The sequence below is a fragment of the Mycetocola saprophilus genome (assembly GCF_000718085.1).
Classification (GTDB): Bacteria; Actinomycetota; Actinomycetes; order Actinomycetales; family Microbacteriaceae; genus Mycetocola; species Mycetocola saprophilus.
On record NZ_JOEC01000002.1, the window covers coordinates 1241917 to 1265636 of the forward strand.

Annotated in this window: 22 protein-coding genes and 3 tRNA genes; 14 read left to right on the plus strand and 11 right to left on the minus strand. The window is 65.8% G+C overall.

Annotation, left to right across the window (positions count from 1 at the left end):
- The first annotated feature begins 97 nt into the window (after window positions 1-97).
- Complete coding sequence (locus tag IE92_RS18375; protein WP_043321527.1) at window positions 98-2200, plus strand: choice-of-anchor Q domain-containing protein; 2103 nt, start codon at window positions 98-100, stop codon at window positions 2198-2200.
- 52 nt (window positions 2201-2252) lie between these two features.
- Here IE92_RS18375 and IE92_RS0111530 read toward each other — a convergent pair whose 3' ends face one another.
- Entirely contained in the window at window positions 2253-2651 is a 399-nt protein-coding gene (locus IE92_RS0111530) for a VOC family protein (RefSeq protein ID WP_030148646.1), read from the minus strand.
- Window positions 2652-2809: 158 nt separating this feature from the next.
- Here IE92_RS0111530 and IE92_RS0111535 point away from each other — a divergent pair, with 158 nt between their 5' ends.
- From IE92_RS0111535 to IE92_RS0111565, 7 genes are all read left to right on the plus strand, one after another.
- Window positions 2810-3748, plus strand: coding sequence for a carbohydrate kinase family protein (locus IE92_RS0111535; RefSeq protein ID WP_030148647.1), 939 nt, complete (start codon window positions 2810-2812; stop codon window positions 3746-3748).
- 314 nt (window positions 3749-4062) lie between these two features.
- Window positions 4063-4138, plus strand: a tRNA-Glu gene (locus IE92_RS0111540).
- A gap of 78 nt (window positions 4139-4216) precedes the next feature.
- Window positions 4217-4292, plus strand: a tRNA-Glu gene (locus tag IE92_RS0111545).
- Window positions 4293-4411: 119 nt separating this feature from the next.
- Window positions 4412-4487: transfer RNA gene (locus IE92_RS0111550), tRNA-Glu, on the plus strand.
- Between the two features lie 91 nt (window positions 4488-4578).
- The gene (locus IE92_RS0111555) at window positions 4579-5460 is read left to right on the plus strand and encodes an EamA family transporter (RefSeq protein WP_043321526.1); all 882 of its coding nucleotides are present in this window, start codon (window positions 4579-4581) and stop codon (window positions 5458-5460) included.
- A gap of 367 nt (window positions 5461-5827) precedes the next feature.
- Complete coding sequence (locus IE92_RS0111560; RefSeq protein ID WP_030148649.1) at window positions 5828-6832, plus strand: TerC family protein; 1005 nt, start codon at window positions 5828-5830, stop codon at window positions 6830-6832.
- A 77-nt stretch (window positions 6833-6909) separates the two neighbouring features.
- Window positions 6910-8148: an MFS transporter gene (locus IE92_RS0111565; RefSeq protein WP_051701570.1), complete on the plus strand. Its 1239-nt coding sequence runs from the start codon at window positions 6910-6912 to the stop codon at window positions 8146-8148.
- 94 nt (window positions 8149-8242) lie between these two features.
- Here IE92_RS0111565 and IE92_RS0111570 read toward each other — a convergent pair whose 3' ends face one another.
- The 9 genes from IE92_RS0111570 to IE92_RS0111610 all read right to left on the minus strand — a co-directional run bounded on the left by IE92_RS0111570 (window position 8243) and on the right by IE92_RS0111610 (window position 16635).
- Window positions 8243-9433 carry an FAD-dependent oxidoreductase gene (locus tag IE92_RS0111570; protein WP_051701569.1) on the minus strand — a complete coding sequence of 397 codons (1191 nt, stop codon included), beginning with the start codon at window positions 9431-9433 and terminating at the stop codon, window positions 8243-8245.
- An 80-nt stretch (window positions 9434-9513) separates the two neighbouring features.
- A complete protein-coding gene (locus IE92_RS0111575; protein WP_030148652.1) occupies window positions 9514-10200 on the minus strand; it encodes a TetR/AcrR family transcriptional regulator in 687 nt (228 codons plus the stop codon).
- A 144-nt stretch (window positions 10201-10344) separates the two neighbouring features.
- Window positions 10345-10533 carry a DUF5302 domain-containing protein gene (locus tag IE92_RS0111580; RefSeq protein ID WP_030148653.1) on the minus strand — a complete coding sequence of 63 codons (189 nt, stop codon included), beginning with the start codon at window positions 10531-10533 and terminating at the stop codon, window positions 10345-10347.
- Between the two features lie 39 nt (window positions 10534-10572).
- Window positions 10573-11373 (minus strand): ABC transporter ATP-binding protein, encoded by an 801-nt coding sequence (locus tag IE92_RS0111585; RefSeq protein ID WP_030148654.1) that lies wholly within the window; start codon window positions 11371-11373, stop codon window positions 10573-10575.
- Window positions 11370-12284, minus strand: a complete 915-nt coding sequence (locus IE92_RS0111590; protein WP_081863877.1) for an ATP-binding cassette domain-containing protein — start codon at window positions 12282-12284, stop codon at window positions 11370-11372. The genes IE92_RS0111585 and IE92_RS0111590 overlap by 4 nt, the downstream gene beginning before the upstream one ends.
- Window positions 12281-13144, minus strand: coding sequence for an ABC transporter permease (locus IE92_RS0111595; RefSeq protein ID WP_030148656.1), 864 nt, complete (start codon window positions 13142-13144; stop codon window positions 12281-12283). Before IE92_RS0111595 ends, IE92_RS0111590 begins: the two co-directional genes overlap by 4 nt.
- A gap of 150 nt (window positions 13145-13294) precedes the next feature.
- Window positions 13295-14272 carry an ABC transporter permease gene (locus tag IE92_RS0111600; protein WP_030148657.1) on the minus strand — a complete coding sequence of 326 codons (978 nt, stop codon included), beginning with the start codon at window positions 14270-14272 and terminating at the stop codon, window positions 13295-13297.
- 9 nt (window positions 14273-14281) lie between these two features.
- The gene (locus IE92_RS0111605; RefSeq protein WP_030148658.1) at window positions 14282-15790 is read right to left on the minus strand and encodes an ABC transporter substrate-binding protein; all 1509 of its coding nucleotides are present in this window, start codon (window positions 15788-15790) and stop codon (window positions 14282-14284) included.
- 101 nt (window positions 15791-15891) lie between these two features.
- Window positions 15892-16635 carry a DUF1684 domain-containing protein gene (locus IE92_RS0111610; protein WP_245601266.1) on the minus strand — a complete coding sequence of 248 codons (744 nt, stop codon included), beginning with the start codon at window positions 16633-16635 and terminating at the stop codon, window positions 15892-15894.
- A 391-nt stretch (window positions 16636-17026) separates the two neighbouring features.
- On the opposite strand from IE92_RS0111610, the gene IE92_RS18380 reads away from it, so the two are divergent.
- Entirely contained in the window at window positions 17027-17776 is a 750-nt protein-coding gene (locus tag IE92_RS18380; RefSeq protein ID WP_156027517.1) for a hypothetical protein, read from the plus strand.
- 85 nt (window positions 17777-17861) lie between these two features.
- Here IE92_RS18380 and IE92_RS0111620 read toward each other — a convergent pair whose 3' ends face one another.
- Window positions 17862-18440 (minus strand): dihydrofolate reductase family protein, encoded by a 579-nt coding sequence (locus IE92_RS0111620; protein ID WP_030148661.1) that lies wholly within the window; start codon window positions 18438-18440, stop codon window positions 17862-17864.
- A gap of 186 nt (window positions 18441-18626) precedes the next feature.
- On the opposite strand from IE92_RS0111620, the gene IE92_RS0111625 reads away from it, so the two are divergent.
- From IE92_RS0111625 to IE92_RS0111645, 5 genes are all read left to right on the plus strand, one after another.
- A complete protein-coding gene (locus IE92_RS0111625; protein WP_030149583.1) occupies window positions 18627-19316 on the plus strand; it encodes a FadR/GntR family transcriptional regulator in 690 nt (229 codons plus the stop codon).
- Between the two features lie 139 nt (window positions 19317-19455).
- Window positions 19456-20892 carry a 3-isopropylmalate dehydratase large subunit gene (gene leuC, locus IE92_RS0111630; RefSeq protein ID WP_030148663.1) on the plus strand — a complete coding sequence of 479 codons (1437 nt, stop codon included), beginning with the start codon at window positions 19456-19458 and terminating at the stop codon, window positions 20890-20892.
- Between the two features lie 11 nt (window positions 20893-20903).
- Window positions 20904-21524, plus strand: a complete 621-nt coding sequence (leuD, locus tag IE92_RS0111635) for a 3-isopropylmalate dehydratase small subunit (RefSeq protein WP_030148664.1) — start codon at window positions 20904-20906, stop codon at window positions 21522-21524.
- Window positions 21525-21537: 13 nt separating this feature from the next.
- Entirely contained in the window at window positions 21538-22908 is a 1371-nt protein-coding gene (gene murA, locus IE92_RS0111640) for a UDP-N-acetylglucosamine 1-carboxyvinyltransferase (protein WP_030148665.1), read from the plus strand.
- Window positions 22909-22917: 9 nt separating this feature from the next.
- The gene (locus IE92_RS0111645) at window positions 22918-23712 is read left to right on the plus strand and encodes a lysophospholipid acyltransferase family protein (RefSeq protein ID WP_043321522.1); all 795 of its coding nucleotides are present in this window, start codon (window positions 22918-22920) and stop codon (window positions 23710-23712) included.
- The last annotated feature ends 8 nt before the right edge of the window (window positions 23713-23720 follow it).

Genomic DNA, 23720 nt, shown 5'->3' on the forward strand with positions numbered 1-23720 from the left:
AGTGGAGAGAGGATAACGATCATCGCGCGCTAGTGCGATCGGCGTGTCGCGCTGATAGATTCCGAATCAATATAGTTTGTATTGAAAAGGGGTTCTGGTGTTCAAAAAACTGGTTGCGGCGTGCTCCGCCACCATCCTCATCGTCGGCGCGAGTGTGTTCGCCGCGGTCCTTCCGGCTCAGGCGGCCACCCTGACCGTCACCACGACCGTGGACGGGGACGCGGGTTCCCTCCGCTCGGCCCTTGCCCAGGCGCAGTCGGGCGATGTGATCGAGATTCCCGCGGGGTGGGATATCCCCATCTCTCAGGGGCAGCTTCAGATATCGACCACCCTGACCATTCGTGGGGCCGGGGGTTCGCGTCCCACCGTGCACTCGTCTCAGCCGCAAAACCCAAACGCGCTGATTCGGGTTACCTCCGGTGCGGGGTTGACCTTTGAGGGGATTAACGTCGGCGGCACCCAGCCGCAGGCGATCGGTATTCAGGCATTGAGTGGGGCCGGAAGCCTGACGGTTCGAGACTCCGATCTCACCGGCTTTATCCGATCGATCGTGCCCGAGGAGCCAAGCAACCCGGTGCTGATCGAACGCGTCACGTTCACCGGTGGGGACATCGGCCTGGGGGTCGGGGCAGTTCAGCCCGGAACCCCGTTTGTGGTGCGTGAATCGGTGTTTTCGGGCCAGGGAAACTACGGCATTCTCGTGGCGGGCCTGGACGGGTCCGCGGGTAGTAACCTGCTGGTCGAGCGCACCACATTTACCCACATCGGCAACGGTGAAATCGGTGATGCGGCCATCCGCGTGGGGGCGGTCTTTGCGACCCGCCCCGGTGATTCCCCGGCTCTTGACCTTCGGGACAGCGTGATCACCGATTCGACCTTCTCCCCGGTGGGCGGCGTCATTCGATTCGGGAACGTGTTCGCCCCGAACCAGCAGCGCGGCCCGAGTGTGCGCCTGTCGGCAACCTCGATCATCCGCACGACCCCGGCACCCATTCTCTACTCCGATGTTAATACCCCCGGTCCCGGCGGTGTACCGGTGAACGACCGCGTGGTCATCGAGAACTCGACGATTCAGGGTTTCCCCGACACCCGTCTGTTCTCCTTCTTCCAGCAGCACCAGGGAAAGATCTCCGACACCGTGGTGGATATCGATCACTCGACCATTCAGGGCACCCTCAACACCCCCGACAATGCCTCGCTGACCGCGCACCTCGCCAATACGGTGATCGATAGCGGGACCACGCAGCTGTTCGACGTGGTGAAGGCCACCCACACCGCCGCCGACAGCGTCTTCACCGTGAACGTGCCCGAGTTCCCCAGTGGAAATCGGGTAATTGCCGCGGCCGACCTGGGACTCGCACCCCTCGCGCCCGCCGCCAATGGACTGCCGGTGCGCCTGCTGAACGCGACCTCTCCGCTGCTGGACACCGCCGCGGCCACGAGCCCGCTCGGCACCGATCAGCGCGGGAAGCCGCGAATCTCGGGTGCCGCGGGCGACGTGGGCGCGGTCGAGATGCAGCGCTGGGTCCTCACCATCGAGGGCGGGGGACCGGTCACGGCCGGTGCCAACGCGACCTTCACCGTCCGCGTGGTGACCCCGGGCGAGCTTCCGTCGACGGCCACGGTCGCCACCGAAAACGGAACCGCAACGGCGGGAACCGACTACATCGCGCACTCGCAGATCATCACCCTGGATCCGGCGTCCACGGCGACCACGTTTCCCGTCGTGGTGGGCACGCTCCCCGCGGGCACCGACCTCAGTAAATTCCGGGTGCGTCTGACGGCCGAAACGGGGGACACCGTTCAGGAGCCCGTCGCCGAGGCAACGATCCACAACACGATCTTCTCGACGCCGACGCCGACGCCGACGCCGACTCCGACGCCGACGCCTACTCCCACCCCAACGCCAACTCCGACGCCGACCCCCACTCCAACCGGTGGACCGGACACCCCCTCGCCGACGCCGTCGGCATCGGTCACGCCGACCGGAGGGCCGGTTGGCCCGTCGGCCTCGCCGACCCCGGGCTCCCCGACGATCATCGCCGGACCCGGAACCCCGACCGATGTAGGAACAAATCCTCCCGGCGGCCGGCTCGGTGACACCGGTGCGCCGGCCGGACTGATCGGTGCGGCAGCCATGCTCGCCCTGATCCTGCTGCTCGCCGGCGGCGGAATCCTGCTACGCCGCCGCGGCGCCTAACGCGTGCCGAGGCCCCTGCCCCGACGTATCATCCACACGTCGGGGCAGGACCCTAGGCCTCGGAAAGCGGTGCGAAGAGGTCGATCGAGTTGCCATCCGGGTCCAGGATGGTTGCATAGCGCTGACCCCAGGGTGCGTCCCACGGTGCCACGTGGCCCGTGTATCCGGCGGCCTCGAGTCGGGCGAAGGTGGCATCCACCTCGGTCGGAGTCTCATGGGCAAACGCCAGGGCGATCCGGTGTCCGCCGCCCGCAACCGCGTAATTCGGATCAAACGAGCGGATCACCTCGACCGTGTCCCAGGCCAGCGTGGTCCCATCCGGCAGGACCGCGTCCACATGGGGCGCGGATTCCGCGCCGGCGGGGATGTCGACCCCGAGAGCACGGTAGAAGGCCAGGGCCGCGGGCATGTCCGAGGTAACGAGTCCGATGAATCCAAGTGTCAGTGTCATGCACCCAGGCTAGTCCGAGCGAGTGTCATTGCGGGGAACAGAATGGACGGGTGTGCGGCGATCGCAGACAGCTGTCAGTTCGCGGAATCCCGGGGTGGATATACTCAGAGGGATCGCGGATACCACCCGGTAGCCTCGCGAGATGAAGTGGAGCGTTCGTGGTTGTAGCGGTAGTGGGCGAGGCCCTGATTGATCTCATTCAAGAGGCGGATGGGCGATACCGTCCCACGCCCGGAGGAGCCCCAGCCAACGTCGCGATCGCGCTGACCCGACTCGGCATCAACACCCGCTTCTTCGGACGCCTCGGCAACGACCGCTTCGGCGCCCTCGTGGGGGAGAACCTGCGTCGAAACGGCGTCGCCCTCGACGACTGCGTCCAGGCCTCCGAGCCCACCTCCGTCGCCGTCGCTAATCGCGGGCAGGGGGGAGCGGCCGAATACTCCTTCTATATCAACGGCACCGCCGACTGGCAGTGGACCGACGCCGAACTGGCCTCGCTCGGAAAGGGTGCCCGCGCGCTGCACCTCGGATCGCTCGCGGCGATCATGGAACCGGGAGCCTCGGTCATCGCCGATCACGTCGAGAAAATCTTCGCCGCCGGCAAGACCCTGATCTCCTTCGACCTCAACCTCCAGCCGAGCCTCGGGGTTTCCCGCGAACGCGAGCACGAGCGGGTCTCCCGCCTGGTCGCGTCGGCTCACATCGTTAAGACCAGCGTGGGAGACCTGCGCTGGCTCTACCCCGACCGCCTGCCCGGCGAGGTTGCCGAAATCTGGTCCCGGTCGCGCGCCGTGGTCCTCACCCGCGGAGGCGACGGGGTCAGCCTATACCGCCCGGGCGTCCGACCGGTAGACGTACCCGCGCGCCCCACCACCGTGGTGGACACCGTGGCCGCCGGCGACACCTTTGTCGCCGCCCTGCTCTACCGCCTGCTCAGCGGCGTCGGCAAGGACCCCGCCGCGCTGCTGCGTCAGGGACCCACCGAGTGGATCGAACACCTCCGCTTCGCCAACGCCGCCGCGTCCCTCGCCTGCGAGTGGCCCGGGGCGAACCCGCCGATGCTCAGCGAGGTCAACCGCGCGTTCGACGGCAACTAGCCGCCACGCCGCCTCGGACCCGAGCCGAGTCGTTCGGCGACGGCAACTAGTCGACGCCCTCCCTCGGACCCGAGCCGAGTCGTTCGGCGACGGCACCTAGCTCCCGGGCAGCCTCAGACCTCCCTCTCCCTCCACGCCAGCTTCGGCGACACGCCCACGGGTGTGTCGCCGAAAACTGTTTTGGCTGGTTTTGCCGCAAAAAACTCGCCCCCGATCTGCGGCAAAAGACCCCCAAACACGCCCGCTGACGGGGCGTGTTGCGGCTCGATTTGTGTCCACCTCGAATCCCGTGGCATACTTTTACACGTTGCTTCGGTCCCATCGTTTAGCGGCCTAGGACACCGCCCTCTCACGGCGGCGGCACGGGTTCAAATCCCGTTGGGATCACCATCGCAATCACCTCGAGCAATCGGGGTGTGAGCAGGTAAAACGAAGTTACATAGCAGTGATGTGTACATGACTGTGTTCGGTCCCATCGTTTAGCGGCCTAGGACACCGCCCTCTCACGGCGGCGGCACGGGTTCAAATCCCGTTGGGATCACCACTAAAGCGGGTTTTCATCTCCGGATGAAAACCCGCTTTGTGTTTGTCGGGGTGCGAGCGCCGGCGACACGCCGGATTTTTGCCCGGCGGTGGTTGTGTGTCATACTTATCAGGTAGTTCGGTCCCATCGTTTAGCGGCCTAGGACACCGCCCTCTCACGGCGGCGGCACGGGTTCAAATCCCGTTGGGATCACCACACTAAAACTCCCTCGGTTCATCCGGGGGAGTTTTGCTTTGCGCCGATGCTCACCCGATGACGCGGCCCGATCATCGAGTGAGGAATCTGAATGAGCGCCGCCGCATCATCCAAGGGTCGTCTGACCGGTGTGGCCCTGGTTCTCGCCGGGATGGCCTGCCAGGACGTCGGTGCGGCCATTGCGATTCTGGTGTTTCCGCAGACCGGGGCTCTGGGCATGGTGGCCCTGCGGATGGGGTTCTCGGCGATTCTGCTGCTCCTGATCGCGCGCCCCAGCCTGCGCGGGCGCTCCCGAGCCCAGTGGCTCACGGTTGTCGGCTTCGCGTTCTCGCTGATGCTCATGAACACCCTGTTTTACCTGGCGATCGATCGCATCCCGCTGGGTCCGGCCGTCGCCATCGAGGTGCTCGGACCGCTGACGCTCTCGGTTATTACCGGGCGGGGCCGCATGCGCTGGCTCTGGGCTGCGCTGGCGCTGGCCGGTGTCGCGCTCCTCGGACACGGAGGCTGGGGCACCATGGACCCGATCGGCGTGCTGCTTGCCCTATCGGCCGGCGTCATGTGGGCACTCTACATCGTGACCTCGGCCCGGACCGGGGCGAGTTTCCAGGGGCTGGATGGCCTGGCCATCGCCATGACCATCGGTGCGGTCATGATCCTGCCCTTCGGCCTGATCGCCTCCGGAGGCTCGGTGCTTGCCCCGCAGATCCTGGCGCTGGGACTGCTGATCGCGATCATGTCCTCCACCATTCCCTATGCGGCCGAGCTCAACGCTCTGCGGCGATTGCCCACCGCAGTGTTCTCGGTGCTGATGTCCCTGGGCCCGGTGGTCGCCGCCCTTGCCGGGTTGTTTGTCCTGGGGCAAACCCTGGGCCTGTTTGAGGCGCTGGCGATTGTGCTGATCGTGTGTGCGAGTGCCGGAGCGGTCCAGTCCTCGCGGCCGCGTCAGGCACCGCCCACCCTCGACGTCTAGGATCCGCCACCCCGGTATGTCGAATATTCGCTTCCGGGCATGGAGGGAACCCACACACTCACGCGGTAGCTTCAGCGAGATGGGCCTTCGCGGCCCGTTGAACGCGGGAGCTTCGGGGGAAGCATCCCGGTTCGCGAGGCTCCGATACGCCGACGGGGGAGAGCGGTAATCGGAGCCTCGCTTATCTCCGGCTGTCCAAGCCTCGATGGATACGATATGCTGATCCACGCGAAGGGGAGTATCCCATCACGCCGCGATCGTCATCACGATCCACCACGACGGTGGGTCCGGGCGCGGCGGCAGTTATCTAACTGCGGGAGAGACTTTCACGGCTTTGCCCTGCTCGGGCATCATCGTGAAGGATAAAATGCACCCCCAGTTACCGCTTCTCTTCGAGATCATCACGTGTGTGGTTCTCGTTCTGGTCCTCGTGGCCGATCTGCTCATCGTCACCAAGCGCCCGCACATTCCCTCGATGAAGGAATCCGCCCTGTGGGTGAGCTTCTATGTGGCCCTGGCCCTGATCTTTGCGGTCCTGATGTACTTCCTCGCCGGACACGAGTTTGCCGGCCAGTTTGTCGCCGGTTGGCTCACCGAGTATTCGCTCTCGATCGATAACCTCTTTGTGTTTGTGATCATCATGGCCCGCTTCTCGGTGCCACGAAAGTTCCAGCAAGAGGTGCTGATGGTGGGCATCATCATCGCCCTGGTGCTGCGCGGTGTCTTCATCCTCGCCGGTGCCGCGCTGATTGAGAACTTCTCCTTCATCTTCTACCTGTTTGGTGCCTGGCTGCTCTACACCGCCTGGCAGCAGGCGTTTGGCCACGACGGCGAGCAGGAGGATAACCGTTTCACGCTGTGGCTGAAGAAGCGGATGAAGGTTGCCGACGACTACGACGAGAACAAGCTGCGCACCACGATCAACGGGCGTCGCTACTGGACCCCGATGATCATCGTGTTCATCTCGATCGGTACCACCGACCTGCTCTTCGCCCTGGACTCGATCCCGGCGATCTTTGGCATCACGCAGAGCCCCTTCATCGTGTTCACCGCCAACGTGTTTGCGCTGATGGGTCTGCGTCAGCTCTACTTCCTGCTGGGCGGCCTGCTCGAGCGCCTGGAATACCTCAAGTACGGAATCGCCTTCATCCTGGCCTTCATCGGCGTGAAGCTGGTGCTGCACGCGATGCACGAGAACGAGCTGCCGTTCATCAACGGCGGGCAGAGCTTCGAGTGGGCCCCGGAGATTTCCACCTGGACCTCGCTTGCGGTCATCCTCGCCTCGATGGCCATCGCCACCGTGGCCAGCCTGGTGAAGTCGCGCAATAAGCCCAAGGCGGAGGTTGCCGCGGGCGACGCGGACCAGCACTAGTCACGACACCCCGGCACGGCACCACCCTAACGAGCGGTATTCTGAGGAGATTGTTTGATTTCCGAAGAAGGGGTGCCGTGCCGCATCGTTCCGCCGTTCCGCGCGAAGTATGGGTGCTGGTAGCCGCCTCATTTGTGATTGCCCTGGGGTACGGCATCGTCGCGCCCGTGCTGCCGCTCTACGCCCAGCGCTTCGGCGTGGGCAACACCGAGATCTCCGCGGTGGTGAGTGTGTTTGCCGCCATGCGGCTGATCTTCGCCCCCGCCTCGGGCTGGCTCGTCCAGCGCTTTGGTGAGAAGCACATCTACATTTCGGGTCTGCTGATCGTGGCCATCAGCACCGGGGCCTGCGCGTTTGCGGGGGAGTACTGGCAGCTGGTGGCGCTGCGGGCGGTCGCCGGCATCGGGTCCACCATGTTCACCGTGTCGGCGATGGGCCTGCTGATTCGGATCAGCCCGGCCAGCATGCGCGCCCGCATCTCCAGCCTGTATTCGGGGAGCTTCCTGATCGGTGGCGTGGCCGGACCGATCCTCGGTGCCCTGGCCGCGCCCTTCGGGCTGCACGCCCCGTTTGTGATCTACGCCATCGCCCTGTTTGCAGCCTGCGCCGTGGTGGCGCTGGCGCTTGGCCGGGTTCAGGTTCCCGCGGGGACCGAGCCCGGTGGAGTGGCCGGGACCGGCGTGGATGTGCGCCCCGTCCTGACCCTCGCCGCCGCCTGGGCTCGCAAACCCTACCGCGCCGCCGTGGCCGCCAACTTCGCCAACGGATGGACCGCCTTTGGGGTGCGGGTAGCCCTGGTCCCGGTGGTGATGGCCGCCTTCTTCCCCGGCACCGCATCGGCCGCAGCCCTGGCACTGACCACCTTCGCGCTGGGCAACGCGGCGATCATCCTGCCGGCCGGACGCTGGTCCGACCGCTATGGTCGCCGCCCCTTTATCATCGGTGGCATGGCCCTGGCCGGGGTCGCCACCGCGCTGTTTGGATTCGCCGACAACCTGGTGATCTCGCTGGTTCTCTGTGCGATTGCCGGCGTGGGAACCGGACTGTGCGCGCCCTCGCAGCAGGCCGTGGTGGCCGATGTGGTGGGGCGGCACCACCGGGGTGGACCGGTCCTGGCCACGTTCCAGATGGTGTCCGACCTCGGCGCGGTGATTGGTCCGCTGGTGATCGGTGCCCTGGCCGACCTGGTGGGCTTCGGCCCGGCATTTGCCGTGACCGGGGCGCTGCTCATGGTCGGCGCGATCGTCTGGACCTTCACCCCGAATGAGCCCGAACGCACCGAAACCGGCGCGATTGACGTGGTGCCGCGGGTCTAGTTCCGGCTCGCTGTCGGGACGACCGCTTTGCGATCGTCTTCCCCGGCTGTTTTACGCCCGGGGCTTCCGAGCTCGGCCGGTCCGATCTCGGCACTTACGCCCTGGCCTCGCCTACGCCGGGCTCGTCTTCGCCGGGCTCGTCCTCTCCGGCGAATCGGGTGAACATCTCGACCAGGGGGCGCGGGGAATCCGCGCTGAACATCATCTCCAGACTCTCGGCGGAATCTCCGGCGGCTTCGGCCGCGCGCGGAAACAGGGCCTGCTCATAGGCGGTCAGGGCCGCCTCGGTGTCACCCGGGTGATCGATGATTGCCTGGGCTAGCTCCGAGGCGTCGTACATGGCGATGTTGGCGCCCTCGCCGGCAAAGGGGCTCATCACGTGCGCCGCATCGCCCAGCAGGGTCACCCCGGGGACGCGCGCCCAGCTGATGCCTACCGGCAGGGCGTTGATCCGGCGCGGGGTGAGGGCGGTGTCAGCGTGGGCAATCAGGCCGCGCAGCGACTCATCCCAGCCCTCCAGGCGATCCAGGACCGCGGCGGTAGCGGCGGCTGCATCGTTCCAGTCGACGGTGTCGATCCAGGACTCGGGGACCTGGAATCCCACGTAGGTGTGCAGTGAGCCGTCGGTTTCGCGGTGACCGAGGATGCCGGTATTGCCGCGGAAGGACATCATCATGCCAGCGCCCATCGCCGCGGCCTCGTGCGGGTGGCGGGCATCGGCGTCGTGCAGGTCGGCCTCGATGAACGAGATGCCGGTATAGGACGGGGTTAAATCGGTGAGCAGCGGGCGCACCTTAGACCAGGCTCCATCGGCACCGATCAGAAGGTCGGTGGTGATGATCTCGCCATCGGTGAACTCGATCGCGTGACGTCCGGGATGTCCGGGAACCTCACGCACCGAGCGAGCCTTACGTCCCCAACGGATGGTGCCCTCGGGGAGGGAATCGATCAGCAGATCACGCAGCTGGCCGCGCTCGACCTCGGGACGGTTGAGCTCGCCGTCATCCTCCTGCTCGACCAGCACGGTCGCGGTGTGATCGAGAATGCGCATGGACTCGCCGCCCGGGTGGATGAGGCCGGTGAAGGGCTCCCAGAGGCCCGCGGCGCGGATCGCCAGCTGGCCGTTATAGATGTGGATATCCAGCATGCCACCCTGAACACGGGCGTGACGGTCGGGTTCCAGGTCGAAGACGGCCGCCTCGATGCCGCCGAGGTGCAGGACGCGGGCGGCGGTGAGGCCGCCCAGGCCGCCGCCGAGAATAACGATGGGGAAGTGTGTGGTCATGAGGGTGTTCCTTTGAAATAGACGGGTGTGCGGTCGAGACTTCGGGACGGCGCGGTGCGCGTCCGGGAGGTTCGTTCGACTCAGCGGGGAAGGGGGGTGGCGGTGATGCCGGCGATCAGTGCGCGAATGGCCCAGGAGGCTCGCTGGTCGGGGGTGCCCGAGAGGAGCAGCTCGGCGTGTTCGGCGACGTGCGGGACCTCGCGGGCGTCGGCCTCACGGATGGTCGTGCTAATGGAGGCCACCACATCGGGGGCGAAGGCCCCGGCATAGGCGTCCTCGGGGGCGGGAGCGCTGTGTTCGGCGGCGCTCGCGGTGGCGTGCTGCACCAGAATGTCGGCACCCCAGGCTGCCCGGTCGGCGGCGACGCCACCCTCCAGGAGCAGGCCGAGCACGCGGTCAAAAAGCTTCACCGTGTTGGGTCCCATGGGACGCAGCTGGAGTGCGGATCGAGCCAACCCGGGGTAGCTGAAGAGTAGCTGGCTGTAGGCACCGAGTAGCGCCTCCAGCCGTTCGGCCCAGGTGCCTTCGGGATCCTCGGGCAGGGTGCCGGTCAGCTCGTCGGTGACGGCCGCGTGCAGCTCCGCAGTGTTTGAAATGTAGACGTACAGGGATGCGGGCCCGGTGTCGAGGGCGTTCGCCACGCGACGCATGGTGGCCTTGGCGAGGCCCTCGGTCTGGGCGATTTGGATCGTTTCGGCGATGATCCACTCCCGCGACAGCGGGGGCTTAGCGGGGCGTTCACGGCGACTGCCAACGGATGATGTCATGCTCACACCATAGAACGAACACGTTCGTTCATCCAGGCGCGTGGGGTGAACTCTCAGGAACGAACATGTTCGTCGCACGGCGGGCAAAACAAAACCGCCACGGTCCGTGCTGGATCGTGGCGGTTTGTGTGCTGGACCTGGTGCTTATCCGCCGGCCTTGCGGCGGAACTGGCGCTGACTCGGCGCCTTGCCCTGGGTCTGGCGCACGCTCCCGGTGGAATCGAGGTGGTCCTCGCCTCCCTGGGCACGCTGCTTTTTACGTTCGAGGGCCTCGCGGAACTTCCGCTTGGTTTCCTCGGCGCTGGCCTGGGCCGCATCATCGGTGGAACTCATGATGTCCTCCTTCGTCGGTGACGCTTTAGTCTACCCGGACTATCCTTCGGCGCGGGGCAGGCGGGGAATGGCTGCCAGCAGGGTGCGGGTGTAGGGGTGCTGTGGATTCGCCAAAACCTCGGAGGTGTGGCCCTCCTCGACGATGCGTCCGTCCTGCAGCACGGCCACGCGATCACAGAGCGCGGCAACGATGCTGAGGTCGTGGGAGACCAGAAGGAGTCCGGTCTGGTTTTCATCCGGAACCGACGCATCCGCCCGGCCGAGGCCGCGCAGCAACTCGATGATCTGGGTGCGAACCGACATGTCGAGGGCCGACACCGGCTCGTCGGCGAGGATCAGCCGCGGGTTGGGAGCCAGGGCGCGGGCGATCGCGATCCGCTGGCGCTGCCCGCCGGAGAAGGCGTGCGGATAGCGGTCGGCGGCATCGGCGGGTAGATCCACGGCGGCCAGCAGATCGGCGACGCGGGATTTCAGGGCCTCGCGGTCGCGCTCGATCCCCAGGGAGCGCAGGGGCTCGGTGATGGTGCGTCCCACGGTGGCGCGCGGATCCAGGGCGCCGTAGGGATCCTGGAACACGTTCTGTACCGCGCTCCGGAATCCGCGCAGCCCGGCGCGATCACGAAGGTTCAGCGGCTGGCCCTGGAAGCGCACGGCCCCGCCGGTGGGTGCATCCAGCCCGAGGAGGAGACGCAGGATGGTTGATTTTCCCGCGCCGGATTCGCCGACCAAGCCTACGCGTTCGCCGCGGCGCAGGGCCAGGGTGATGCCGTGCAGGGTGTTGGTGTCGCGACCCGGATAGCGGAAGTCCACGTTGTCCGCGGCGAGGAGGTATTCGTTCATGCCTGGTTCTCCACCGGGTTCGTGTTCGGATTGGCGTGGCCGGGCGGGTTGCCGGGAGACTGTGCGGGATCGTCGGCACGCGCGGGGTCATCGAGCGGCACCGGAGCCTTGGGCAGCGCGGACACCTCGGGCAGGTAAGCTTCGAGGCTGCGGGCGGTGTTCACCAACAGCCGGGTGTATTCGGCCTCCGGAGTCGTGAGCAATTGCCGGGTCGGGCCCTGTTCGATGCCCTCGCCCCCGCGCAGCACCAGCAGCTGTTCGGTCATCTGGGACACCACGGCAAGATCATGGCTGATCAGCAGCAGGGACATCCCGCGCTCCCGCACGGCGCCGTCCAGCAGGTCGAGGATCTCGGCCTGCACGCTGATGTCGAGGGCCGTGGTGGGCTCATCGGCGATCAGAATGTCGGGGTTGCAGGCCAGGGCGAGGGCGATGGCCACTCGCTGGCGCTGTCCACCGGAGACCTCGTGAATGTAGGACCTGGCGATCTTCTCGGGGTTGGGCAGCGCGACCGCCGCCAGCGCCTCGATGATCGCCCTCTGCAGGGCGTCCCCGCGCAGACCGCGGTGATGGGAGAGCGGCCAGGCGAGCTGTTCACCGATCCGCATCAGCGGATCCAGTGCGGTTAGCGGCTCCTGGAAGACCGCGGCGATTCCCGATCCGCGCACGCCATTGAGGGTGCGCGCCGAGGCACCCACCAGCTCGGTGTTGCCCAGGCGGATGCTCCCCGAGGCGCGCAGGCCGGAGGGGAGCAGGCCCAGGACGGCGAGGGCGGTGAGGCTCTTGCCCGAGCCGGACTCGCCGATGATGCCGAGGCGCTGCCCGGCGGGCAGCTCGAACGAGACATCGGACACCAGCGCGCGGTGGTCCTCGGTCTGCACCGAGAGGTTCTGTACTGAGAGTGCAGTCACTGGGCCCTCCGCAGGGTTGGGTCGAGCTTTTCACGCAGGCCATCGGCGAGCAGGTTCGCACCCACCACGGTGATCACAAGCAGGATGCCGGGCAGGATCGCGCTGAGCGGAGCCACGGTTACGGTGGCCTGAGCCTCCTGCAGCAGGCGTCCCCAGGATGCGTTCGGCGGCGGTGATCCCAGTCCCAGGTATGACAGCGAGGCCTCGGCGAGGACCGCGCCCCCAAACTGCAGGGCCGCGGGCACCACGAGGGTGGGCCAGAGGTTCGGCAGCACGTGCTCCCGGGCGATACCGAGTGTGCTGGTTCCGGCGATCCGCGCGGCGGTCACATAGTCCTGCGCGAGGATGCGCTGGGTGACCACGCGGGTGAGCCGGGCGATCACCGCGGAACCGGCGAGCCCGATCGCGATGATGGCCGAATCCAGCGAGGCACCGCGCCAGGCGACGATCAGCATCGCCAGCAGCAGGGTGGGGAAGGCGATCGCGATATCCAGCAGGCTGGTGAGGGCATCGTCCACCCAGCGGGTGGAGAATCCGGCGAGCAGACCGATCAGGATGCCGAGCACCGCGGCGATCAGGACCGAGCCGATCCCCACGGTGATTGCCAGGCGAGCACCGATCAGCAGCTGGGTGAAGACGTCGCGGCCGAGCTTGTCGGTGCCGGCCCAGTGGGTGCCGTCGGGATCGGCCAGGCGTCCACCGGTGGTGTCGGCCGGATCGAACGGGGTCCAGAAGATCGAGACGATTGCGGCCAGTACGATGATCCCGAGCAGGATTCCGCCCACCACGAGGTTGATCGAGCCGAGCGCACGTCGCCGCGACCCGCGGACGGTGGCCCCCTGGGTCATCACGGCGCTCATGCGGAGGCCTTTCGGTTGCCGGGCTGGCTGTAGATGGCATGAGTAGGGCGGGCGTAGCCGCTCAGCGCGCTCATGCGGAGGCCTTCACGCGGCGGTTGCCGGGCCGCCTGTGGATGGCATGAGTAGCGCGGGCGTAGCCGCTCATGGCGCTCATGCGGAGGCCTTCACGCGGCGGTTGCCGGAGAGAGAGGAGCGCAGGCGCGGATCAAGCAGGCGCTGCAGCACGTCGCCAAGGAAGCCGATCACCAGGACCAGGACGGTGGAAAACAGGAGTACTCCCTGAACGTTGGGGAAGTCTTGTTGGCGGATTCCGGCGATCAGCATGTCACCGAGTCCGGGCAGGGCAAAGACGTTCTCCACTACGACCGCGCCCACGAAGGTGGTGGCCAGCTGGATCGCCAGGATCGAGATCACCGGGACGATTCCGTTGCGCAGCGCGTGCCGCCAGAGCGCCGTGGAGAACGGCTGCCCCAGGGCGCGGGCGGTACGCAGATAGTCGCGGTCGAGGATGTCGAGGGTTGCGCTGCGTACATAACGGGCAAGCTCCGAACCGGACACGATCGCGATGGTCAGCACCGGTAGCGTGAGCGAGGTGAGCGCATCCAGCGGATCGGCCCAGTCCTGGCGCGGGAACCCGCCGGCCGGCAGCACCCCGAGGTTCAGCGCAAACAGCGTGACCAGCAGGATGCCCACCCAGAACACGGGGATCGCGCCGCCGAGCTGGCTGATCGCTGAGAACGCGGTGCCGTACCAGGTGCGGGACTTCCAGGCGGCGATGAACCCGACCGGGATCGCAATGATCACCGAGAGGGCGAAGGAGATCAGGGTCAGCGGCACGGTCACGTTGAGGCGACGCAGGATCTCGTCGGATACGGACAGGTGCGAGCTGAAGGAGGTGCCGAGGTCGCCGCGGAACAGCCCGCCGATGTAGTCGGCAAACTGCACAAAGATGGGGCGGTCAACACCCAGGGCCGCCGAGGCCGCGCGGATATCCTCGGGCGTGGCCTCGAGGTTGATCAGCGCATAGACGGGGTTGCCGAGCAGTCGGAGCACGACGAACAGGACCGTCACCGCGAGCGCAAGGCTCAGCAGCAACAGTCCCGTTCGTCGCAGCAGATAGGATCCGATGAGGAAATCCTAGCCGCGGGTGATCTTGCTCACATAGAACAGCGAGTTCATGCCGTTGACCGGCACACCCTTGATGTCCTTTGCGGCGACCCGCAGCTGCGGGTTGAGGTACAGCCAGACGCTGGCCGCGTCATCGGAGATCTGCTTATTGGCCTTGGCGATCAGGTCCGACTGCTCCTGCGGGGTAGCGGCGGCCTCGGCCTCATCCAGCCACTTCTGCACGTCGGCGTTGTTGTAGCCCCAGTAGAAATCGGGGTTCTGGTAGAAGTAGATGTCGCGGTCGTTCACGTGGTCCTGCATGGTGGCCTGGAAGTCGTGAGCGCCGTAAACCTTCTCGGCCCACTTGTCATCGGTGATCAGGTTGATCTTCACATCGATGTTGATCTTCGCCAGCTCACCCTTGATGAACTCGGCCACGGTGGGGTGCACGCCGGAGTCCGGGGTGTCCAGGGTGAAGGAGAACCCGTCGGCGTGACCGGACTCGGCCAGCAGCTTCTTGGCCAGGTCGACGTCGTAGGGGTTGTTGTCCTTGAGGTCCAGGTAGCCGGGCTCGGACGGGGGAACCATGGCACCGATCAGCTGGCCGCGGCCGTCCCAGATGCTCTCCAGGAGCTTCTTGCGGTCGATGGCCGAGTAGATGGCCTTACGCACCTGCACGTTGTCGAACGGGGCAACCCGGTCGTTGAAGGCGAGCAGTTCCTTGGTGGTCGAGGTGCCCTCGATGATGTTGAACTTGCCCGACTTCTCGAACTGGGGCAGCGCGTCCGGGCTGGTCAGACCGGTGATCACATCCACCTGTCCGGTCAGCAGCGCGTTGTTCAGTGCGGTGGGGTCGGTGTAGTAGTGGAACTCGATCCCGGCGTTCTTGGGCTTGTCGCCCCAGTACTTGGTGTACGGGCTCAGCGAAATCGAGGAACCCTTGCGGTAGTCGGCGAGGGTGTAGGGACCCGAGCCGTCCTCGGTGCTGGTGAGGTCCTTGGCCTTGTGGTTGATGATCCACACGTAGCCGAGGTTGTAGACGAAGCTCGAGGACTTCTTCGACAGGGTCACGGTCACGGTCTTGGGGTCGGTGGCAACCACATTGGAGATCACCGAGAGCTGCTTCTTGCGGGCACCGAGCGACTCGGGGCTCAGGATGCGGTTGAGGCTGAAGACCACGTCCTCGGCGGTGACCGGGTCACCGGAGTGGAAGGTCGCCTCGCGCAGCGGGAAGGTGTAGGTGAGACCGTCTTCGGAGACCTTGTAGCCGGTGGCGAGCAGGGGCTCAACCTTGGCGTCGTCGGTGATCCGGAACAGGCCCTCGTAGACGTTACCGGTGAAGGCCTCGGTGATACCGGAGGAGCCGCCCTTGATCGGGTCGAGGCTCGTGGGCTCGTAGATCGAACCGACGTTGATCGGGTCCTTGTCGGATCCGGACGTACCGGAGCCTGCGTTGCTGGTGCAGCCGGTCAGCGCAATCGCGGAGATCGCGAGGGCTGCCAGGCCCACCAACAGGCGGGGGCGTCGGGTAGATGACATGGTGATTGCTCCTTGTGGAGGATGGGGAGGGGATAAATCTTGGGCGCAGAAAGCTGCCGCGCCCGGGGGACGCGGCAGAATTCGGCCGAGCCAGGGTGGGGCTAGAGGGAGAAACCTTCGGTCCAGATGACCTTCTTTTCACCGGCCGTGATGGCCTCGGTGAAGCGGTTGCTGGCCGGGGGCAGTGGACAGTTCATCTGATTGGAGAATCCACAGGGCGGAACCACCGCGTGGTTGAAGTCCAGGGTGACCGGGAACCGGGTTCCGGGGGTCTGATCCGCCGAGACGTCCGGACGCGGAATGAACAGGAAGCGGCCCGAAGCATAGGTGTCGGTGCGGCTGGTGGCGTCGGCGAAGACGAGTTGCAGCTTGTCTCCGGCATCGAATGCGGCCAGGCGGTGCTCGACACCGTTCAGGGTGAACACGATGTCGCCCGAGACGGGCAGGCCGCGGGTGGCACCGGAGTCGCGCAGGTGCTCAAACGGCATGAAGCGAGACTCGTCCACGTACTCGAACTCGGCGTCGATGATCCACTCGGGGTTGAACCCATACGAGCCGATGCCCTGGAAGGCCTGCTGAGCGGGGGACTGGGTGTCCCAGATGCGGTAGCCGTGCTCAAGCTCGCCGTTGTCGATGTTGTCGCGCTGCAGACGGCTGAAGATGACGTGGGCGGGCCAGTCGGCGCGGGCCACATCCTCGGCCACAGGTTCTTCTCCGGCCTGACCCCAGTGGGTGAACACCAGCGAGAGCGGGCCGTGGGCGCCGGTCACGTAGGCGGTGCGGGCGCGGTGCCAGCCCTCGAGGGCGGCCGCGGCGTCAACGGTGGAGATATCTGCGGGGGTCATTTTTTCCATTTTCCCGGTCGGGACGAGCATCGCCCAACCGATGACAGATTATGTCGAAAAGTCGGTGTTATGACTCGAAATAACCGCGATATGGGCGATTTCATTCCGTCCGCGGGGGAAATGTTACGAAGCGAGTGAGCCTTCGTAAAGCGTTTGCCCTGCACCACCCCCAGTCGCGCAACCGATGCGGCGGATGCCCGCGATGTCCGCGGCTGTGTGGGTGTGGGGAACATTGCAGCAACCGCGGGGTGTCTCGTGGCAGACTTCATTGAATTCACGCCGAACTCGATGTGGGGAAAAATGAAGCCGCCGTGATCGATGATCTACGGCGGCTTCCAAACCCACTACGGCCTCTGCCGGGGGACTATGTCTCCACCCTAGGCTCGGAAGCATGATTCCGCAACCCACTCCCCAGGAGCAGGCGGCGCTCGTTCGGAGCCTAGCGCCGCAGCGATTGCGCCGCTTTCGTGCCGCCACCCGGGGAGAACGGGAGGCAATCGAGCTGTATGTTCTTGACTGTCATATTGCCTCCCACCTGCACGCGGCGGTTCGTATCGCCGAGGTTGCCCTGCGTGAAGCAATTCATCGAGGAATGTCGGACGCTTTTGGTTCTCATTGGTACATCGCTCTTAATGATCAACTTGACGCCCATACGGCGCGTGCATTCCAAGATGCGGTCCGCAATGCAGGGCCATCTGCGGCATCGGGGAAAATTGTGTCACAAATCATGCTGGGCGTCTGGGTGAGCCTATTGGGTACGGGCACACGCAAACAGGATGGTACCCGTGCGCACTATGTGCGCGATGTTTGGGAACCGGGTTTGAAGAATTCGCTACAGGTTCCACGTCGGCACGTAGCGAGGCTCACGCAGCGCGTCAACTGGGCGCGAAATCGCATCAGCCACTGTGAGCCGGTGGTTTTTGGGCTACCCATGCCTGGCCTGGGTGGCCCATCAACCCAGGTTCGCCGGTCACCGGCTCTGATCTTTGACGATGTCAAAGACCTCATGAGCGCTATTTCTTCACGGCTGGAACCCTGGTTTGATCGCTGGGACGAAACCGCCGCTCTACTTTCGCACCCGCTACTAGAGAAGGCGCTCGATCACATTGAGTCGAATGCCGCTATTCAACTGGACCGATAATCCCTCTGAAGCAACCCCTGGCCTGACCGTGAGTAGCACCGCCCACTCTTCGCCCAATCGAGTCATGTCTGAATCGGCTTGCCTCCTACCTCAGCACCCGATAGCTCGAGGTGACGAAGCCGTTCTCGGCCACCGCGGTGCCGCGGTGTTCCAGGCGTGCCTCGGGAAGGCCCGTGCCGAAGAGGGGGAGTCCCGAGCCCAGGATGACCGGGATACGGGTGATGGTGATCTCGTCAATCGTGTCGTGGTTCAGGAACGAGCGGATGACGCCGCCGCCGTCCACGTAGACGCCGCGCGATCCGGCCGTCGCAAGGAGCGCCAGCGCCTCGTCCAGGTCGCGAGCGACGGTGACGTTGGGGTCATCCGTGGTCAGAGTCGAGCTCAGCACGATGACGCGGTGGTCGGGATAGGGCCAGAAGCCGAACGTGAGGACCTTCTCATAGGTGGCGCGGCCCATCACCAGGGTATCCACCGAGGCCATGAAGGCGTCGTAGTCGGTGATGGCTCCCTCGTCGGAGCGCGCGGTGCTGTGCTCGGCCGCGGGCGTGACCTCCTCGAGCCAGGAAATGTCGCCGTCGGGTCGGGCAATAAAGCCGTCGATGCTGGCCGCGATAAACACGCGGCCGGTGAAAGTTCGGGCAGAGGTCTCGGTCTGAACGGTCATGGTTCCACGCTAGCGGGAGCCACCGACGGCGGGCGGGTAAGGCTCACCTTGCTCGACACCCCGGGCAAATCGGGTTACATTAGACAGGTCAACAGACAACTTTGACGAAGTGGCCGAGAGAAACCGGCCCAGGTAAAACTGGTCCGAGAAGATCCAGCCCGAGCAAAACCGGCGAAAGGAGACGTGATGCCGAGCACCCTGCAACCCGCACCGCGCGCGTCCCTGGCCGACGGGGTCGCGACCCAGCTGCGCGAGGCCCTGGCCGCCGGCACCTTCGAGGTAGGAACCAAGCTGCCCACCGAGCGGGAGCTGACCGAATCGTTCCGCGTGGGCCGTACCACGATCCGCGAGGCCGTGCGCGCGCTCGCCGCCGAGGGCCTGCTGGTCAGCCGTCAGGGTTCCGGCGTCTTCGTGGCCGCGAGCACCCCGCTGGCTTCGCTCGAACGCCGCCTGTCCGCGGCCTCGCTGTTGGATGTCCTGAACACCCGCTTCGCGCTGGAAACCCACGCCGCCCGCCTGGCCGCCGAGAACCGCGACGATGCCGAGGTGGAGGCGCTGGACGCCCTGTTGCGCGAGCGCGACACCCATGCCTCCGGCTCGCCCGCGTTTGTCGCGATCGACTTCGATTTCCACCGGGCCATCCTGGTCGCCAGCAAAAACGGCGTCCTGGTGGACGTGTTTGACGCCCTGGCCTCGCGCCTGGCCGACGCGTTTGCCGACGTGGTCGAGTTCGAGCTGAGCGATGACATCCTGGCCGAGCACACCGAGGGTCATCACGGCATCGTCCGGGCCATCGAGCGCCGGGATGCCGACGCGGCCGGACGCATCTCGGGGGAGATCCTCGCCGACACGATTCGGTTGGTGTCCCGTGGCTAATTTTTTGATCACCGTCCCCACCACCGGTCTCCTGCTTCGTCGCCGCGACGAGGTTTAGCAGAATCGGAACCCTCGTCGCGGAGTCGCATCGTCGCCCTCCGGTCACCCCACAGTAGTTCCCAAGCGAAAGCACCCCACAATGAGCACCTCAACCAAACCCCGTACCCTGGCCGAGAAGGTCTGGGATGACCACCTCGTCGCCAAGGGTGAGGACGGCACCCCCGACCTGATCTACATCGACCTGCACCTGGTGCACGAGGTCACGAGCCCCCAGGCTTTCGACGGCCTGCGCGTGGCAGGTCGTCAGCTGCGTCGCCCCGACCTGACCATCGCGACCGAGGATCACAACACCCCGACCTGGGCGATCGATAAGCCCATCGCCGACCTCACCAGCCGCACCCAGATCGAAACCTTGCGTAAGAACTGCGCCGAGTTCGGGGTGCGCCTGCACTCGCTGGGCGACATCGAGCAGGGCATCGTTCACGTGGTGGGTCCGCAGCTGGGCCTGACCATGCCCGGGATCACCGTGGTGTGTGGCGACTCGCACACCTCGACCCACGGCGCATTTGGTGCCATGGCATTTGGTATCGGTACCAGCGAGGTGGAGCACGTCATGGCCACCCAGACGCTGCCGCTGAAGCCCTTCAAGACCATGGCGATCAACGTCGAGGGCGCCCTGCGCCCGGGCGTGACCGCCAAGGACATCGTGCTGGCGATCATCACCAAGATCGGTACCGGTGGCGGCCAGGGCTACGTCCTGGAGTTTCGCGGCAGCGCGATTCGTGCGCTGTCGATGGAGGGCCGCATGACCATCTGCAACATGTCGATCGAGGCCGGTGCCCGCGCCGGTATGGTTGCCCCCGACCAGACCACCTTCGACTACCTGGAGGGTCGCGTTCACGCCCCCAAGGGCGCGGACTGGGACGAGGCCGTGGCCTACTGGAAGACCCTGCCGAGCGATGAGGGCGCCGTGTATGACGCCGAGGTCTTCCTCGACGCCGATGCCCTGGAGCCCTTCGTGACCTGGGGCACCAACCCCGGCCAGGGTGCCTCGCTGAGCGACCCGGTACCTAACCCCGCCGACTTCGCCGACCCCAACGAGCGTGCCGCCGCCGAGCGTGCGCTCGAGTACATGGACCTGACCGCCGGCACCCCGCTCAAGGAGGTCCCGGTGGACGCCGTGTTCATGGGTTCCTGCACCAACTCGCGGATCGAAGACCTGCGCGCCTTCGCCTCGATCATCAAGGGTCAGAAGAAGGCCGAGGGTGTGCGCGTCATGGTGGTCCCCGGATCCGCCCGCGTGCGCATCGAGGCCGAGGCCGAGGGCCTGGACAAGGTCATCAAGGAGTTTGGTGCCGAGTGGCGCTTCGCCGGCTGCTCGATGTGCCTGGGCATGAACCCGGACCAGCTGGCCCCGGGCGAGCGCTGCGCGTCGACCTCCAACCGTAACTTCGAGGGCCGCCAGGGTAAGGGCGGCCGCACCCACCTGGTGTCCCCGCTGGTGGCCGCCGCCACCGCGATTCGCGGCACCCTGTCCAGCCCCTCCGACCTGGCCGATCTGGCCGTCGCTAAGTAAGGAGTATCCCCATGGATAAGTTTGAAACCGTCACCGGGATCGCCGCTCCGCTGAAGCGCTCCAACGTCGATACCGACCAGATCATCCCCGCCGTCTACCTCAAGCGCGTCACCAAGACCGGCTTCGAGGACGCCCTGTTTGCGGGCTGGCGCACCGACCCCGAGTTTGTGCTGAACCAGGAGCCCTACCTGGGCGCAGAAATCCTGGTGGCGGGTGCCGATTTCGGGACCGGATCCAGCCGTGAGCACGCCGTCTGGGCGCTGCGCGACTTCGGCTTTAAGGTGGTCCTGAGCCCCCGCTTCGCGGACATTTTCCGCGGAAACTCGGGCAAGCAGGGGCTGCTGGCGGCCGTCATCTCCGAGGAGGACCTGGAGGCGATCTGGGCCATCCTGGAGGAAACCCCCGGCATTAACATGACGGTTGATCTGGAAGCGAAAACGGCCACCGTCGGCGCGCTGACCGTTCCCTTCGAGGTTGATGATTACACTAGGTGGAGACTGCGTGAAGGTCTGGACGACATCGGCCTGACCCTGCGCAACGAAACTCAGATTTCGACGTTTGAGGAAACCAGGGCTTCCTGGCGACCGAAAACGCTGCCGATCCCCGCTCCCTCGGGAGCGCCCACAGAATAGACGGACACACCGGGTGAACTCTCTCCTTCAGGATGCCGCACGAGCCGGCGCAAGCGTTGGCATGGCCGCCGACACCATCACGATCACCGGCGGCACGCCGCTGAACGGTCGTGTCCAGGTGCGCGGCGCGAAGAACCTCGTCACCAAGGCGATGGTTGCGGCCCTGCTGGGGGAGACCCCGTCCACGCTGCGCGACGTCCCGAAGATCTCTGATGTTCGGGTGGTTCGTGGCCTGCTGGGTGCCCACGGTGTGAAGATCACCGACGGGGACGAGGATGGCGAGCTCATCCTCGACCCGTCGGCGGTCGAATCCGCTCACTTCGCCGAGATCAACGCCCACGCCGGGTCCAGCCGCATCCCGATCCTGTTCTGTGGACCGCTGCTGCACCGTCTGGGCGAGGCCTTCATCCCCGACCTGGGTGGCTGCCGCATCGGCGACCGTCCGATCGACTTCCACCTCGACGTGCTGCGCCAGTTCGGTGCCATCGTCGAGAAGCTCCCCAGCGGCATCCGCCTCTCGGCCCCGCAGCGTCTGCGCGGCACCAAGGTTGAGCTGCCCTACCCCAGCGTTGGTGCCACCGAGCAGGTGCTGCTGACCGCGGTGCGTGCCCAGGGCACCACCGAGCTGCGTGGCGCGGCGATCGAGCCCGAGATCATGGACCTGATCAACATCCTGCAGAAGATGGGTGCGGTCATCTCCGTGGACACCGACCGGGTGATCCGCATCGAGGGTGTGGACCGCCTGGAGGGGTACACCCACCGCGCGCTGTTCGACCGCAACGAGGCCGCCAGCTGGGCCGCCGCCGCGCTGGCCACCGAGGGTGACATCTTCGTTGCCGGTGCCAAGCAGGCCGAGATGGGCACCTTCCTCAATGTCTTCCGCAAGGTGGGTGGCGTGTTCGAGATTCAGGATGACGGCATTCGCTTCCGTCACCCGGGCACCCCGCTGAACCCGGTCATCATCGAGACCGACGTACACCCCGGATTCATGACCGACTGGCAGCAGCCGCTCGTGGTGGCGCTGACCAAGGCCACAGGTGTGTCGATCGTGCACGAGACCGTGTACGAGCAGCGCTTCGGCTTTGTTGACGCCCTGATCGAGATGGGTGCCACCATCCAGGTGCACCGCGAGTGCCTGGGTTCGCAGGCCTGCCGTTTCGGTCAGCGTAACTTCCAGCACTCCGCCGTGATCTCGGGTCCGTCGGCCCTGCGCGCCGCGGACATCGCGGTCCCCGACCTGCGGGGAGGCTTCTCGCACGTGGTCGCCGCACTGAGCGCCGAGGGTGCCTCGCGGGTGTCCAACGTGGGCATCATCAGCCGCGGCTACGAGAACTTCTTCGAAAAGCTGACCGCGCTGGGCGCAAACTTCACCCTCGAGGCGTAGGTTAGATTCGTGACCAGCGTTACCCGCGTAAACCGTGACCCCGAGGGTCGCAAGCTTGAGAAGTCGCCGGAGAAGTCTCGGCCCTCATTCCTGTGGCCGCTCGCGGCGATCGTGAAGCCGCTGACGGTTCCGCTGTTCCGGCTGGATATTCGCGACGCCTATAAGCTGCCGCGATCCGGCCCGTTCATCCTGGCGCCCAACCACTACTCGGAAATTGATCCGATCGTGGTGGCGCTGGCCGTTTGGAAGATCGGTCGTGCGCCGCGGTTTATGGCCAAGGCCGGGCTCTTTAAAAACCCGGTGCTGGGTTGGATCCTGCGCTCGGCCGGTCAGATTCCGGTCGAGCGGATGGGCTCGACCCGCGGCAACGACCCGATCTCCGCCGCAGGACGGCTGGTTGAGACCGGGCAGGGCGTGATCATCTATCCCGAGGGCACGCTGACCCGCGAACCGAACCTGTGGCCGATGCGCGGCAAAACCGGCGTGGCCCGGATGGCGCTGACCCACAACCTGCCGGTGTACCCGATGGCGCACTGGGGAACCCAGCAGGTCATGCCGCGGTATGGCAAGAAGATCTCGCTGTTCCCGCGCAAGAACATCAAAATTGTGATCGGTGATCCGGTCAACCTCGACGAGTTCCTGGGCAAGCAGCAGGACTCGGCCGTACTGCACGGTGCCACCGACAAGGTCATGGACGCGGTTACCGAACTGCTGGAGACCCTGCGGGATGAAAAAGCCCCGGCCGAACGCTGGGACCCGAGCAAACACAATCAGACGGAGACCGGTCGTTTTGACGAAGCGTAGTACCACCG

Excerpts from the sequence above, each read along its gene's own strand:
- IE92_RS0111530 (WP_030148646.1), bottom strand. The coding sequence starts at position 2,651 with ATGACACTGACACTTGGATTCATCGGACTCGTTACCTCGGACATGCCC.
- IE92_RS0111555 (WP_043321526.1), top strand. The coding sequence starts at position 4,579 with ATGAGCGCCGCCGCATCATCCAAGGGTCGTCTGACCGGTGTGGCCCTG.
- IE92_RS0111560 (WP_030148649.1), top strand. The coding sequence starts at position 5,828 with ATGCACCCCCAGTTACCGCTTCTCTTCGAGATCATCACGTGTGTGGTT.
- IE92_RS0111570 (WP_051701569.1), bottom strand. The coding sequence starts at position 9,433 with ATGACCACACACTTCCCCATCGTTATTCTCGGCGGCGGCCTGGGCGGC.
- IE92_RS0111575 (WP_030148652.1), bottom strand. The coding sequence starts at position 10,200 with ATGACATCATCCGTTGGCAGTCGCCGTGAACGCCCCGCTAAGCCCCCG.
- IE92_RS0111580 (WP_030148653.1), bottom strand. The coding sequence starts at position 10,533 with ATGAGTTCCACCGATGATGCGGCCCAGGCCAGCGCCGAGGAAACCAAG.
- IE92_RS0111585 (WP_030148654.1), bottom strand. The coding sequence starts at position 11,373 with ATGAACGAATACCTCCTCGCCGCGGACAACGTGGACTTCCGCTATCCG.
- IE92_RS0111595 (WP_030148656.1), bottom strand. The coding sequence starts at position 13,144 with ATGAGCGCCGTGATGACCCAGGGGGCCACCGTCCGCGGGTCGCGGCGA.
- IE92_RS0111605 (WP_030148658.1), bottom strand. The coding sequence starts at position 15,790 with ATGTCATCTACCCGACGCCCCCGCCTGTTGGTGGGCCTGGCAGCCCTC.
- IE92_RS0111610 (WP_245601266.1), bottom strand. The coding sequence starts at position 16,635 with ATGACCCCCGCAGATATCTCCACCGTTGACGCCGCGGCCGCCCTCGAG.
- IE92_RS18380 (WP_156027517.1), top strand. The coding sequence starts at position 17,027 with ATGATTCCGCAACCCACTCCCCAGGAGCAGGCGGCGCTCGTTCGGAGC.
- IE92_RS0111620 (WP_030148661.1), bottom strand. The coding sequence starts at position 18,440 with ATGACCGTTCAGACCGAGACCTCTGCCCGAACTTTCACCGGCCGCGTG.
- IE92_RS0111625 (WP_030149583.1), top strand. The coding sequence starts at position 18,627 with ATGCCGAGCACCCTGCAACCCGCACCGCGCGCGTCCCTGGCCGACGGG.
- leuC (WP_030148663.1), top strand. The coding sequence starts at position 19,456 with ATGAGCACCTCAACCAAACCCCGTACCCTGGCCGAGAAGGTCTGGGAT.
- leuD (WP_030148664.1), top strand. The coding sequence starts at position 20,904 with ATGGATAAGTTTGAAACCGTCACCGGGATCGCCGCTCCGCTGAAGCGC.